Below are 13,277 nucleotides of genomic sequence, written 5' to 3' on the forward strand. Positions count from 1 at the left end.
GTCTTACTTGGTGCGGGCGTCCAGACCGGCATTGATCTCGTCGGAGAGGGCGTGATCCACCGGGTAGTCCTTCTCATCCAGGGTACGGACCGGGGCGGCCCCGCGGGTGGAGGAGCACAGCCACAGGGCGTCAGCGGATTCCAGGTCGGCAGGGCGCAGCTCGCGCACCTCGGTCCTCTCGCCGCGGGCCTCGAGGATCGAGAAGACATCCCACATGGTGGTGCCGGGCAGGATGCCCAACGTGGTGGGAGGCGTGACGTAGACGCCGTCGATGCGGGCGATCACGGTGGAGCTCGGCCCCTCCAAGACGTAGTCGTCGGAGGAGACGTAGAGGACGTCGTCCGCGCCCCGGCGTGCGGCCTCACGCAGGGAGGCCTTGTTGATGGCGTAAGCCAAGGACTTGGCGCCCTGCAGCAGCCAGGGGGAGGTCTCGGCGACGTCGTGCTTGTAGCCACGATCCAGGCTGACCACCGAGATACCCTCGGCGCGGGGAGTCGCCGGGTCGTCGGCCTTGAAGGCCAGCGCCCACGCGGTGGGAACACCGGAACCCTCCACACCGCGGGTCAGAACGGTCTTGATCGCCGCAGCACCCTCCACGTCCGCCAGAGCCGCTGCCGCCACCTCCACCGCATGCAGCCACTGGTTACGGTCGGGAATCTCAAGATCCAACATGGCGGCGGAGCGGTCGAAGCGGTCAAGGTGCGCCACCACGGCCTGCGGCACCCCCTTGATGACGGCGATGGTCTCGAAGATGCCGTCCCCGCGGGTGACTCCCAGATCGTCGGCCCGCACCACCGCGGTGGTGGGGTCCAGGCGCACCGGCTCGGAAGCGGGGTCGGTGGTGTCCAGCATGAACAGGTGCAACGGCTGCATGGTTGTTTAGGCGCTTTCTTTGAGCTGTGGTCAGCGATCGGGGTGTGAGGGAGGGTACTGAATACGGGGTGGAGCCGGCGACTCAGGCGGTGACGTCCAGGGTGCGGCCCACGTTGGCCTGGATCAGGTCCAGATCCACCTCGTGCCCCAGACCTGCCAGGGTGGGGACGGTGACGACGCCGTGGTTGGCGATCACGGGCGGGACGATCACATCGTGAGCGTAGTACTTGTCCGAGCCGGAGACGTCCGAGGGCAGGGTGAAGCCCGGCAGGGAGGACAGCGCCACGTTGGCCGCGCGCCCCACCCCGAACTCGTGCATGCCACCGCACCACACAGGGATTCCGTGCTCTCGGGCCAGGTCGTGGGCGGCCTTGGCGTTGGTGAGCCCACCCATGCGGGAGACCTTGATGTTGAGCACGCGACCGGCATCCAGGCCGATCATGGTGCGCAAGTCGGCGAGGTCCACCACGGATTCGTCCAGGCAGACCGGCGTCTCGATCTTGGCCTGCAACCGGGCGTGAGCCAGGAAGTCACGCGGCGCGTAGGGCTGCTCGATCATGGTCAGGCCGTAGCCGTCCAGTGCGGTGAACACGTCCAGGGATTCCTGCGTGTCGGGGTAGGCGCCGTTGGCGTCAACGTGCACGTCCAAGTCGGGGTGGGCCGCACGGACGGCACGCACGGGCTCCACGTCCCATCCCGGTGCGATCTTCAGCTTCACCCGCGGGTATCCATGGTCCAGCTGCAGCTGGATCTGGGCCATGAGCTCGTCGATGCTCGGTTCGATCCCCAGGGAGACGCCGGCCACGACCGTGTCCCGTGTGCCACCGAGGGCCTTGGCCAACGACTGGCCGGTCGCCCTGGCATGCAGATCCCACCCGGCCCCGGCGAAACCGGCCTTGGCGAACTCGTGCCCGCGGACCTTGGCCCAGGAGGCCTCCAGTTCCTCGGGGGTGTCCCACGTGGCACCCAGCGCGCGCGGTACCAGGTACTTCTGCGCCACCAACCAGGCGGTGTCGTTGGTCTCCGAGCAGTAGAACGGGTCGGACGGGGAGGCGATCTCGCCCCATCCGTTGCGGCCGTCGGCGTCCGTGGCCTCCACCAGCAGGTGGGTCAGTCCGGACTTGCGGTGTGAGCTGGTCTGGAAGCTGTGGACCAGCGGCAGGGACACCTCGAAGAGCCTCAGGCGGGCGATCTGCATGTTGTCTTCTCTCCTAGAGCTGAAGTGGTGAGTTCTGTGTCCGACGGCGGTGCCCGCCTCAGGCGGGTTCGCTCGCTTGGGTCGGGTCGTCTGGGTTGGTTGGGGCGTAGGGGTAGGTCGGGTCGTAGAGATCGAGTGCCCGCGCCAGATCGTCGCGATCGGCCAGGCGGCGCCTGGCGCCCTTGGCCGATGACGACGTGAGGGCAGAAAGTAGGTGGCACACCGCGGCCACCGCGGTGGGGGAATCGGCGTAGGAGGCCGATCCGGTGTGAACCGTGATCAGGGCGTCGGCCAGCGAGGCCAACGGGGCGTCCACGCTGTCGGTGACCACCACCAGCTGTCCTCCGGCCTGCTTGAAGAGTTGGCCAAGCCTGAGCGACTCGCGACGATAGCGGCGCATCGAGAAGACCACCAGCACGTCGGTGGTCCTGACGTCCGTCAGGATGGTCACGCCGGAGAGCGCCCGACCGTCGACCAGGAAGACGTTGGACAGCGTGGCCGAGAGGTCGGAGTTGAGCAGCCCTGCGTAAACGGCGGATTTGCCCTCCCCGGCAATGAACTTCCGGCGGGCTCCGACGATGAGCGCCGCGGCCTTGGCAGCAGCGCCGGTGTTTTCCAACTCCGAGAAGGTGGTGGCCAGCGACCGCGACTCCGCCGCGATGATCTGTGCCTGCACGCTGGAGGCGGACACGGACGCCTTGAAGCGCTCGCCGAAGCGGTCGTTGGGAGAGGCGAGGGTGCGGTCGTGGTCGGCTGTGCTGTTCATGCGGACTCCTGTTGGGGAGAAGGTACGGCCAGGTAGGCGGAGGTTCCAGGGAGGCTGCGCTGGCAGGCCACGAGCCGGTGGCGGGATTCCAGGAGGTCGGTGAGCGTGGTGCGCAAGCGTTGCCTGATCTCCGGATAGGAGGCCGCGTCACGGCCGGCCACGGCGGAATCCGGCAGGGGGACCCAGATGGCGTCTCCCCCGTTCGGCAGGGAACCCGAGGATGTGACGGGATGTCCCCAGGAGGCCTCGTCGAGATCGGGTGCGGGCAGGGCGCGCAACTGCTCGTAGGGGTCCGCCGCGCCGGTGAGGTCCCACTCCACCAGGATCCGGTCGGTGCCGGGCCGGCCGTAGTAGTCGTGGATGTAGTGCAGGCCGTCCGCGCGGAGCGAGGAGAAGTTGAAGTGGGCGTTCCGGGCCAGCAGTGGATCGAAGGTCCAGCGCATGCTGTGGTGCCCCCACCCCTTGGCGACCTCGGCCTGCGCCAACTTGATGCGGCGCCCCAGCCCTTTGCCCTGGTAGGCAGGATCAACCACGGCTGCCTGCGAGTAGTGGAAAATACGGCCGGTGGCGGAGGTGCCGGTGAAACCGTAGGCGAAGGCCACCAGCTGGGCGCCGTCGTAGACACCCACGGCGGAGCCGCCGTTGCGGACCATGGCTCCGAGGAGATTGGCGTTGAGTCCCAAATGTCTGGCGTTGTAGCCGAAGACGCGAGAATAGAGCTCGTCAGCCGCGACGAATTGGTCGAAACTGGTGACGGGCTCCACCCGCAAACCGTCGGGTTGGGCCTGGTGCGGGGTTCCCTGGGACGCGCAAGCGTGAGACTCTGCGTCAGAGGATCCGGTGAGGGCGGCGGAAGCCATCAAGATACGTTTCCTAAAACGATGGGATGGGAGACGCAGAACCTGCATCTGACGCAATGATAGGCGGATCTTGAGTATGCCTCAAGCATCAGATATGTTTCGTAAGAACATCGCGAAGGCGTCATCAACGTAAAGGAAGCTGGCGATAACCATGACCAACGGGCAGCAATACGAGGTCTGCGAGCGGCTCGATGAGGCCATGTCCAAGGGCCTCGGGTGGAGCGTGCTCCAACGTCTGCGGGCCCTGGTGGAACTGGAGACACCCTCTCGTGACGTCGAGGCATCCGTGGCCATCACGCGCCTGCTCGGTTCCTGGTGGGACGAGATCGGCGCGAAGGTCGAGGTGGTCCCGACACAGTTCGGTCACAATCTCTTGGTGGAGGTTTCGGGGGAGGGGGACCCCGTCCTCCTGGTCGGTCACTCCGACACCGTGTGGCCGGTCGGAACCCTGACCGGAGACGTGCCGTGGAGCATCGAGGGGGACGTCCTGCGTGGGCCAGGTGCCTATGACATGAAGTCGGGTCTGGTCATCATGCTGGCTGCAGCGACCCGTCTGAAACGGCTCCGGGAAGCCGGGGGGAGCCACCGGGGGATCCGGGTGGTGGTGGTCTGTGACGAGGAGATCGGCTCTCCGAGCACCCGTGAACTCATGCTGCGTGCCGCTGAAGGGGTCAGTGCGGTCCTCGGCTTCGAATCACCCCACCCCGACGCCGCTCTCAAGGTGGGGCGCCGCGGGTCCACTCGTGTGCGTCTTGCCGTGACCGGCCGTGCCGCCCACGCGGCCTTGGACCCCGAATCCGGGATCTCCGCGATCGACGAGCTCGTGGACCAACTCCAGAAGGTACGAGGCATCGTCGCCGATCCCGCGTTGGGCACCGAGGTGCTGTGCAATGTGGGCACCATCTCGGGCGGTGGTCGCGCCAACGTGGTGCCCGCCTACGCCGAGGCCGAGATCGGGCTGCGTTTCCTCGACACTGCCACGGAGACCGCGGTGCTGGATGGTCTGAAGCAGCTCACCCCCATTCGTGACGGCGCAGCCTTGGACGTGGAGATCCTCTCCTCACGCCCGGCCTGGGCTCCGCACGAGGCCGACAACGCGCTGTTGACGGACCTGAGGGAGGCGGCCACCGCCGTCGGGCAGGAACTCGATGGGCGCCCCGCGGCCGGCGCGGGAGACACGAACCTGCTCGGCTCACTCGGCCTCCCCACGGCCGACGGCCTCGGGCCGTCCGGTGGCGGAGCGCATGCCGTCTCCGAGCATCTCAGCGTCGAGTCCTTGGGGCAGCGGATCGATCTGCTGGAGAGCTACCTGACCGTGCGCTGACGCTGTCGGGATTCATATCCGATACGGATCAATGGACTAATTGCTGCGCGGCCGGATGATTGTTCGGAGGTCGGATGGTCGTGATGAGCTTGGGGAAGGGCTCCGGGTTCCGCGTGATCATGCGGAATCTGGAGCCTTTTTCTGTGACATCATGACGACTATCACCCTGGAAAGGGGTGGGCGCGGCAGGTTTCGAGATCGTAAAATGCGTGTCGTATACGGTGCGTAAACATTGACCTTGGTCCCGGGATGGGGTGAAATCGACCTCAGCGATTCGGCGCCCTCCGTTTCGGCCCTGCCTGCCTCCAACGTTGGCGGGGTGATGTCATCAACCCGTAAGGAACTCGCATGCGTCACCGTTCACGCCCTCCGCGCTTGGCGGCCAAGGCTGTCGCGGCCCTGGCCGTACTCGCCGTCGGCACCTTTGCAGCCGCTCCAGCGCAGGCTGCCCCAGCAGCCACATCCGTCAGTGCCGGCGTGTTGCCCGCGGCAGACGGTGACGACACCACGATGCGCATCGCGACGTCAGGCTTCGTGGACTCCTTCAACCCGTTCGTCTCGATCTACCTCACCCCCACCAACACCCTGCGCTACATGTACGAGAACCTGGTGCAGAACGACCAGCAGGACGGTTCACCCACCAAGGGCCTGGCTGATGATTGGGAGGCGCAGGACGGCGGCAAGAAATGGGTCTTCACGCTGCAGGACGGCCTCAAGTGGTCGGATGACGAACCCATCACCTCTGCGGACGTGAAGTGGACCTACGACCAGATCCTCGAGAACCCGGACATGGGCGAGTCCAACGGCAACCTGGTCAGCAACCTCGACTCCGTCGAGACGCCGGACGAGAAGACCGTGGTCATGAACATGAAGTCGGCTCAGGCCCCCAACCCCGGCCAGACCATCCCTGTGGTCCCCAAGCACGTCTGGGAGAAGTACGACGACCCGTCCAAGGTCCCCAACGAAGAGAAGGTGGTCGGCTCCGGTCCCTTCACGCTGGAGTCCTACAAGGCCAATCAGTTCATCAAGCTGGAGTCCAACCCGAACTTCTGGCGCGGTGAGCCCAAGATCAAGAACTTGGACTACGTCTACTACACCAACGCTGACGCCCAGGTGCAGGCGCTGAAGTCCGGCGAGGTGGACCTGGTGATGGGCCTGAGCCCCACGCAGTACGACGCCATCGAGGGTACGGAAGGCATCGGTCTCAACGCTGGTAAGGGCCGCCGTTACATGTCCCTGAGCCTCAACGTGGGGATGGAGACCCGTGACGGAAAGGCCTTCGGCAACGGGAACCCTGTGCTGAAGGACGTCAAGGTTCGCCAGGCTCTGCGCCAGGCCGTTGACACGGAGACCCTGGTGGAGAAGGTGTTGGACGGTAAGGGCAGCACCGCAGCCTCCTTCATCCCGAACTCCTACCCCAAGTGGGCATTGAAGGAAGACAACAAGGCCGTCAAGGATCTCTCCTACGATCCCAAGGCCGCCGAGAAGAAGCTTGATGAGGCCGGTTGGAAGGAGGGTTCCAACGGGATTCGCGAGAAGAACGGAAAGAAGCTCTCGCTCGATCTGCTGCTGGACGCCGATGACCCGTTCCATCAGTCGGCCTCCGACTACCTTGTGCCCTGGTTCAAGAAGATCGGCGTGCAACTGAATCCGAAATCCACCGATGCGGACACCATGTCCGAGAAGGCAATCAAGGGCGACTACGACATCTACTTCACCGGGTGGAGCATGGACTCCGACCCGGAGTACCAGCTCTCCATCAATACGTGTGCCAACCGCGCCACCAAGACCGATGGCACCGGCGGAACCAGCCAGGACGGCTACTGCTCCGAGGAGTTCGACAAGCTCTACGCCCAGCAGCGAGCCGCGCTGGATGAGGGCGAACGCCAGGAGATCGTGCAGAAGATGCTGGCCCTGAACTACACCGATACCCCGCAGATCGTGCTGTGGAACGCGGATTCCCTCGAGGGCTACCGTTCCGATCGCTTCCAGAACTTCGCCCTGCAACCGGTCGATGGCGGTGCCATCACCAACCAGTCCGGTTACTGGGGTTACCTGACAGCGCAGCCGGCTGACGGCAGCAAGGACCTCACCGGCTCCATCGAGCTGTCAGAGAAGCTCTCCGAACTCGATTCGGACGAGGGGTCCGGTTCCTCCGACAATGCGTCCTCCTCGAACTCCGGTGATGGGATGAGTTCCGGGCGTTCCACACTGATCCTGGTCGGTGAGGGCATCATCATCGTGCTGTTGATCGTGAACATCGTGATGACCTCGCGTCGCCGGAACAGCGACAACATCGAGTGATCTCATGACCAACGCCTTGCCCCCGCTCTCGGGGGTCGCCAATGAAGAGGCGGGGGATGAAGCGCCACGTCGCGGTTCCTCCGGTCTCAAGTACGCACTGTCCAAGATCGGTGGGGCCCTGATCTCGCTGGTCATGGTCATCATCCTTGGTTTCTTCGCCTTCAAGATCCTGCCCGGTGACCCTGTCGCCAAGATGGCAAGGGAGGGCAACCTGAGCGCCGAACAGGTGGAGCACCTGCGGCATTCGCTCGGGCTGGACAAGTCCTTGTGGGGGCAGTTCTGGGATTACCTCGGCAACGTGTTCACGCTGCAATTCGGTGAGAGCTACGTGTACAAGCAGTCGGTGTCCAGCCTGATCGGCGAGTACTTCTGGAACACCATCCTGCTCACCGGCACCGCAGCGGTCATCGCGATCGCTCTGGGCCTGTGGCTGGGCCAGCGCTCCGCGTGGAAGCGCGGGTCGTTCTTCGACAAGATCACCTCCGGCACCTCGCTGGTGTTGTGGTCCGTGCCGACCTTCTGGCTGGCTCTTCTGCTGCTGATGGTCTTCGGCGGCGTGCTGCAGTGGTTCCCGACCGGCGGCATGATGAGCCCCAATCCACCCACCGACTGGCTGGACCGGGTCGTGGACGTGGCCTCACACATGGTGTTGCCGGTCATCACCATGGTGGCCGTGGTCTACGCCCAGTACGTGATGGTCATGAGGGCCTCCCTCATCGAGGAGATGCGTGAGGACTACCTGACCACGGCCCGCGGTAAGGGCCTGCGCGAGGATCTGGTGCGCACCCGCCACGCCGTGCCGAATGCGCTGCTGCCCACCGTGACGCTGGTGTTCATGCACATCGGTGGCCTGATTGCCGGCGCCGTGACCGTGGAGGCCGTGTTCTCCTGGCCGGGGCTCGGCAAGCTGACCTTCGCCGCGGTGACCGGGCCGGATCTTCCGCTGCTGCAGGGGACCTTCGTGGTCTTCTCCGCGATCATCATCGTGATGAATCTGCTCGCGGACTTCATCTATCGACTGCTGGACCCCCGGGTGAGGACCTCATGAGTACCACCACTGCAGCACGTTCCCCCAAGGCCCTGGCGTGGGCCCGGCGGGGGGCGTCCATGAAACAGTTCTGGAACGACTTCCGTCATTCGCCCTCCGGCATGGTCGGACTGATCTTTCTTGCCGTCGTGGTGGTCCTGGCACTCCTGGCGCCGGTGATCGCCCCGGCAAAGCTGCTGGACGTGTCTCAACTGACGGACCAGCCCAAGTTCGCCCCACCGTCCGGTGACCACCTCCTCGGCACGGATCACCAGGGCCGCGAGATCTGGGTGCGCATGATCTGGGGCGCTCAGGTGTCCTTGATCGTCGGTTTCTGCGCCACGTTGATGTCCATGGTGATCGGTACCGTCATGGGGATCGCCGCCGGACACTTCACCGGTGTCACCGGCGGGATCATCATGCGTGTCATCGACTTCTTCCTGGTGCTGCCGTCCCTGATCCTGGCGATCGTGCTCTCCTCGGTCCTCTCCCGAGGCGTGTTCACCATCGTCATCGCGATCGGCCTGACCTCCTGGGCGGGCACGGCGCGTGTGGTGCGTTCGCAGACCCTGACCGTGGAGTCCCGCGATTACGTGGAACGCTCCAGGGTCCTGGGCGCAGGTCACTGGCACATCATCGGTAAGCACCTGCTGCCTGCCGTGATGCCGCTGGTTCTGGCCAATACGACCCTGACCGTGGGTTCGGCCATCATCTCCGAGTCCACGTTGTCCTTCCTGGGTCTGGGTGACACCACCAAGCAGTCCTGGGGCGGAATCCTGAAGAACGCCATGGACTACTCGGCCGCCACCGCCGGCTACTGGTGGTACGTGTTGGTCCCCGGCGTCGCCATCGTCCTCGTGGTGTTGGCCTTCACCATGGTGGGCCGCGCGGTCGAGGGAATCGTCAATCCGACCCTGAGGAGTCGCTGAGTCATGCCTGATCTGGTTTTCGAGGACGTCTCCATCACCTACAAGACCTCCGGTCGCAACGACCGCGGCGAGGTCCCCGCCGTGCAGGGTGTCTCCCTGACGCTGCCTGCCGGGGCAACGTTGGGTATCGCGGGGGAATCCGGAAGCGGTAAGTCCACCCTGGCCATGTCCGCCCTGCGTCTGCTGCCCAAGTCCGCACGCTTGGACGGGCGGGTGCTGATCGGCGACACTGACGTCAAGAAGCTCTCGTTCGGCAAGCTGCGTGCGCTGCGTTGGCGCGATGCCTCCATCGTGTTCCAGGGGGCCATGCATTCCCTGAACCCGGTGCGCACCGTGGGCTGGCAGATCAACGAGGCACTGGAGCTGCACCGTACCAAGGCCTGGCGTACCGAGGCGCAGCGGAAGAAGCGTGTGGACGATCTGCTGCGTAGCGTTGACCTCCCCCTGAGCAAGGCGCGGGCGTACCCGCACGAACTCTCCGGCGGCCAGAAGCAGCGCATCATGATCGCCATGGCGCTGGCCTGCGAGCCGGACATCATCATCGCTGACGAGCCCACCACGGCGTTGGACGTGATTGTTCAGAAACAGATTCTGGACATGATCGCCGGCTTGGTGACCGAGCGCGGGATCTCATTGCTGATGATCAGTCATGACCTCTCCGTGTTGGCCACAGCGTGTGAGCGGATCGCTGTGATGAAGGACGGCAAGCTCGTCGAGGTGGGTCCGGCACTCGAGGTCTGCAACAACGGCCAGGAGGAGTACACGCGGCAGTTGGCGGAAGCCTTCCCGACCATCGGCGATCCGGAGTCCCGGATGAACCCGGTGACGCGGCGCGAGCGTCCGGCTCGTCCGCCGGAGGAGGAACGTCATGCGATGACGGACGACGTGCTGCTGACCGCGAAGGGTGTGAACGTCACCTACCACTCGGGCAGCCGCTCGCTGCATGCGTTGAAGGACGTGGATCTGACCCTGCACAAGGGGGAGATCATGGCGCTGGTGGGCCAGTCCGGAAGCGGTAAGTCCACCCTGGCTCGGACCCTCTTGGGCCTGCAGGCTGCGGATCCGGGATCGGAACTGACCTTCCGTGGCAAGCCGTTGCCCACCAAGGGCAAGGAGCTGAAGGCCTTCCGGCGTGAGGTGCAGATGGTCCTCCAGGATCCCTCCGCTGCCCTGAATCCCAAGCTGTCTGTATACGAGTCGGTGGCCGAGGGACTGCGCGTGCAGCGCTACCCGGGCAATGAGGCGGACCGCGTGCGGCAGGCCATGGAGGAGGCCGAGCTCATCCCGGCCGAGCAGTATCAGGCCGCGATCCCGCAGGAGCTCTCCGGCGGGCAACGGCAGCGTGTGGTGATCGCGGGTGCGCTCGCGGTGGAGCCGCAACTGATCGTGGCCGATGAGCCGGTGGCCTCGCTCGATGCGTCGGTCCGTGGTGAGATCCTGGCCTTGCTCATGTCCCTGCGCGAGCGCCTGGGACTGACGGCCCTGGTCATCACCCACGACCTGGGCCTGGCGTGGAACATTGCAGACACCGTTGCCGTGATGTACCACGGTGAGATCGTGGAGTACGGGCCCACGGAACAGGTGCTGCAGGATCCCCAGCACGAATACACCAAGACGCTCCTGGCGGCTGCCCCGAGTATCGCCGGAAGCGCCGCGTGAGCGGCGAGGTCTTCGACGCAAGGGTGCCGGCTCCTACGGGGGCCGGCACCCTCGCGTCGGGCGTGGGACCGGAATGTCTGACGGTGCGTGACGCCTACCTGGACGCGGCGCCCTTGGCGCCGGGTGACACGGTCGCACTTGTGGCGGCGTCCGGCCTCGGCACGCGTGAACGCGTGGACTACGCGGTAGAGCTGCTGGAGTCGTGGGGTCTCACGGTGAAGGTGGGGGAGCACCTTCTCGACGGGCACCCGCGGGCCTCCTACCTGGCCGCGACGGATGCGGCGCGCCGTGAGGACCTGGTGAAGGCCTGGTGCGATCCGGACGTGGACGCCGTGATCACCGCGCGCGGCGGGTACGGGGCCATGCGACTGCTGGACGGAATCGACTGGGACGAGATGCGGGCAGCGGCGTTTCGGAAGGACGGGCGGCCCAAGCTGCTCACCGGCTCCAGCGACGTGACCGCGTTGCACGAGTCCTTCCGTGTGCACCTGGATGTGCCCACGCTGTTCTGCCCCATGGTGGCCAACGACGTCTTCGCGACATCGGCGTTCATTCGCGAGGACGTGCATCGTTGGCTCTTCGAGCCGTGGCGTGGGAGGTTGATCGTGGGCCCTGCCGCGGAGATCCTGCAGCCGGGTATGGCCCGTGGGCGTTTCACCGGTGGGACCTTGTCCTTGGTGTCCGCCTCGATCGGTGCGCCCGAGTTCGCCGTGCCGGACGGCTCGCTGTTGTTCCTCGAGGACGTGGACGAGGACGCTTACAGCATCGACAACCTGCTGGTGCAATTGGCCCGCTCGGGGCGGCTCTCCGCCGCGTCAGGGCTGGTGCTCGGCTCGTGGCAGAACTGTGCGCCGCTGGACGAGGTCAAGGCCCTGTTCGCGGAATACCTCGACGAATACTTGGGTGGGCTGGACATCCCGGTGCTGTGGCAGCAGGGATTCGGGCACGACCCCAATGCGGTCAGCCTGCCGATGAACGTGGATGGTGTGCTGGACCTGACGGACGGGAGCATCAGCCTCACGGTGGGGGTCTGAACGGACCTCAGGCCAGCGCAGGTCGTCAAGAAGGCAACCGTGGCTCTGACGCCCCACACGCATTTCAGTTGTGCACAATATAATTGTGTGCAATCATGGAGGGTATGAGTTCGGTCGATCAGTTGTTGTGCTTCTCGCTCTACTCCGCCAGTAGGGCCACGACGCGGCGCTATCACCAACTACTGGCCCCGTGGGGGCTGACCTATCCGCAGTACCTCGTGCTCGTGGTTCTCTGGGACCAGGACGTGATCTCCGTGCGGGAGCTGGGTCGCGAGCTGTCCCTGGATTCCGGGACGCTCTCTCCGCTGCTGAAGCGGTTGGAGGCCAACGGGCTGATCATCCGCACCCGTTCCGAGGAAGACGAGCGTCGCGTGGACGTCTCGTTGACCGAAGAGGGCCGAGCCCTTCAGGTGGAGCTGGCCGGAATCCCCCAACAGGTCGGCAGCTGCATGGGGTTGGACCAGGACACTTACGAGAGCCTGCTGCGGGCCATGAGTGCCGTCAACGATGCGCTGCAGCGCGGACAAGCCCCCAACACCGGACTCCAGAACCGGGAAGCCGCCGCTTCGTAGCCGCGCCTGGATCTCAGTGGCCGCGCATGGATCACCGGCTCAAGAATCTTCCTCTGCAGTCAATCAAGATCAAGGAGAACACATCATGGACGCCATCTACACCACCGAGGCGCTCTCCACCGGCGCCGGACGCGACGGGCACGTCAGCGGCCTGAACGGCAAGCTGGAACTCGAGATGCGCCCGCCCAAGGAGTTGGGCGGATCCGGCGACGGCTTCAACCCGGAGGCACTCTTCGCGGCCGGGTACGCCGCCTGCTTCCACTCGGCACTGCAGGGAGTCGCCCGGCAGCAGAAGGTGAAGCTGGTTGACTCCTCCGTGGGTGCCCGCGTCAGTATCGGCAACAACGGCGAGGGAGGCTTCGGCCTGGCGGTGGCTCTTGAGGTCGTCATCCCGGAACTGGAGCATGACAAGGCCCAGGAACTGGCCGACGCCGCTCACCAGGTCTGCCCGTACTCCAACGCGACCCGGGGCAACATCGAGGTGACCGTCACCGTCCGCGACGACTGCTCGCCCGGGCGCCTTCCGAGCCCATCTCATGACGGCGGTGGGGTTGGTTGGGGCGCCAGCGCAACCCCCCCCCCGGCCCCCGTGCCAAACCGCGCGGCCCCTTCCCGGCCCTTTCCTCCTTCCCGGCCGGGGTCCCCCCCCCCCCCCCCTCTGGGCGGGGGGGCGGTTCTTGCCCCCCTAAACTACCCCCACCGCCGTCGGCCGTGTGTGAAAACATTCCATC

At 65.5% G+C, this 13,277-nt stretch carries 11 protein-coding genes and 1 pseudogene; 8 read left to right on the plus strand and 4 right to left on the minus strand.

Features of this window, described 5'->3' with window-relative positions:
- Nucleotides 1–3: 3 nt before the first annotated feature.
- From Q0A15_RS12945 to Q0A15_RS12960, 4 genes are all read right to left on the minus strand, one after another.
- Nucleotides 4–873 (minus strand): aminotransferase class IV, encoded by an 870-nt coding sequence (locus tag Q0A15_RS12945; RefSeq protein WP_291279943.1) that lies wholly within the window; start codon nt 871–873, stop codon nt 4–6.
- Nucleotides 874–955: 82 nt separating this feature from the next.
- Entirely contained in the window at nt 956–2,071 is a 1,116-nt protein-coding gene (gene menC, locus Q0A15_RS12950) for an o-succinylbenzoate synthase (RefSeq protein ID WP_291279944.1), read from the minus strand.
- Nucleotides 2,072–2,129: 58 nt separating this feature from the next.
- Entirely contained in the window at nt 2,130–2,837 is a 708-nt protein-coding gene (locus Q0A15_RS12955) for a MurR/RpiR family transcriptional regulator (protein WP_291279945.1), read from the minus strand.
- A complete protein-coding gene (locus Q0A15_RS12960) occupies nt 2,834–3,697 on the minus strand; it encodes a GNAT family N-acetyltransferase (protein ID WP_291279946.1) in 864 nt (287 codons plus the stop codon). The genes Q0A15_RS12955 and Q0A15_RS12960 overlap by 4 nt, the downstream gene beginning before the upstream one ends.
- 151 nt (nt 3,698–3,848) lie before the next feature.
- Between Q0A15_RS12960 and Q0A15_RS12965 the strand changes: the two genes are divergently transcribed.
- From Q0A15_RS12965 to Q0A15_RS13000, 8 genes and pseudogenes are all read left to right on the plus strand, one after another.
- Nucleotides 3,849–5,021 carry a M20/M25/M40 family metallo-hydrolase gene (locus tag Q0A15_RS12965; protein ID WP_291279947.1) on the plus strand — a complete coding sequence of 391 codons (1,173 nt, stop codon included), beginning with the start codon at nt 3,849–3,851 and terminating at the stop codon, nt 5,019–5,021.
- Between the two features lie 348 nt (nt 5,022–5,369).
- On the plus strand, nt 5,370–7,325 hold the full coding sequence (locus tag Q0A15_RS12970) for an ABC transporter substrate-binding protein (protein WP_291279948.1): 1,956 nt from the start codon (nt 5,370–5,372) through the stop codon (nt 7,323–7,325).
- A 4-nt stretch (nt 7,326–7,329) separates the two neighbouring features.
- Nucleotides 7,330–8,373 carry an ABC transporter permease gene (locus Q0A15_RS12975; RefSeq protein ID WP_291279949.1) on the plus strand — a complete coding sequence of 348 codons (1,044 nt, stop codon included), beginning with the start codon at nt 7,330–7,332 and terminating at the stop codon, nt 8,371–8,373.
- Entirely contained in the window at nt 8,370–9,281 is a 912-nt protein-coding gene (locus Q0A15_RS12980; RefSeq protein WP_291279950.1) for an ABC transporter permease, read from the plus strand. Before Q0A15_RS12975 ends, Q0A15_RS12980 begins: the two co-directional genes overlap by 4 nt.
- Nucleotides 9,282–9,284: 3 nt before the next feature.
- On the plus strand, nt 9,285–10,940 hold the full coding sequence (gene nikE, locus Q0A15_RS12985) for an ABC transporter ATP-binding protein (protein ID WP_291279951.1): 1,656 nt from the start codon (nt 9,285–9,287) through the stop codon (nt 10,938–10,940).
- On the plus strand, nt 10,937–11,974 hold the full coding sequence (locus tag Q0A15_RS12990) for an LD-carboxypeptidase (protein ID WP_291279952.1): 1,038 nt from the start codon (nt 10,937–10,939) through the stop codon (nt 11,972–11,974). The genes nikE and Q0A15_RS12990 overlap by 4 nt, the downstream gene beginning before the upstream one ends.
- Nucleotides 11,975–12,078: 104 nt before the next feature.
- Nucleotides 12,079–12,546, plus strand: a complete 468-nt coding sequence (locus tag Q0A15_RS12995; RefSeq protein ID WP_291279953.1) for a MarR family winged helix-turn-helix transcriptional regulator — start codon at nt 12,079–12,081, stop codon at nt 12,544–12,546.
- Between the two features lie 85 nt (nt 12,547–12,631).
- Nucleotides 12,632–13,051, plus strand: a pseudogene (locus Q0A15_RS13000) (organic hydroperoxide resistance protein); the annotation flags it as partial.
- Nucleotides 13,052–13,277: the final 226 nt, after the last annotated feature.

It is taken from the genome of Galactobacter sp. (assembly GCF_022712295.1).
GTDB lineage: Bacteria > Actinomycetota > Actinomycetes > Actinomycetales > Micrococcaceae > Galactobacter.

Coding starts and splice junctions, on each gene's coding strand:
- Q0A15_RS12975 (WP_291279949.1), top strand. CDS start 7,330: ATGACCAACGCCTTGCCCCCGCTCTCGGGGGTCGCCAATGAAGAGGCG.
- Q0A15_RS12980 (WP_291279950.1), top strand. CDS start 8,370: ATGAGTACCACCACTGCAGCACGTTCCCCCAAGGCCCTGGCGTGGGCC.
- Q0A15_RS12960 (WP_291279946.1), bottom strand. CDS start 3,697: ATGGCTTCCGCCGCCCTCACCGGATCCTCTGACGCAGAGTCTCACGCT.
- Q0A15_RS12995 (WP_291279953.1), top strand. CDS start 12,079: ATGAGTTCGGTCGATCAGTTGTTGTGCTTCTCGCTCTACTCCGCCAGT.
- Q0A15_RS12965 (WP_291279947.1), top strand. CDS start 3,849: ATGACCAACGGGCAGCAATACGAGGTCTGCGAGCGGCTCGATGAGGCC.
- Q0A15_RS12945 (WP_291279943.1), bottom strand. CDS start 873: ATGCAGCCGTTGCACCTGTTCATGCTGGACACCACCGACCCCGCTTCC.
- Q0A15_RS12955 (WP_291279945.1), bottom strand. CDS start 2,837: ATGAACAGCACAGCCGACCACGACCGCACCCTCGCCTCTCCCAACGAC.
- nikE (WP_291279951.1), top strand. CDS start 9,285: ATGCCTGATCTGGTTTTCGAGGACGTCTCCATCACCTACAAGACCTCC.
- Q0A15_RS12970 (WP_291279948.1), top strand. CDS start 5,370: ATGCGTCACCGTTCACGCCCTCCGCGCTTGGCGGCCAAGGCTGTCGCG.
- menC (WP_291279944.1), bottom strand. CDS start 2,071: ATGCAGATCGCCCGCCTGAGGCTCTTCGAGGTGTCCCTGCCGCTGGTC.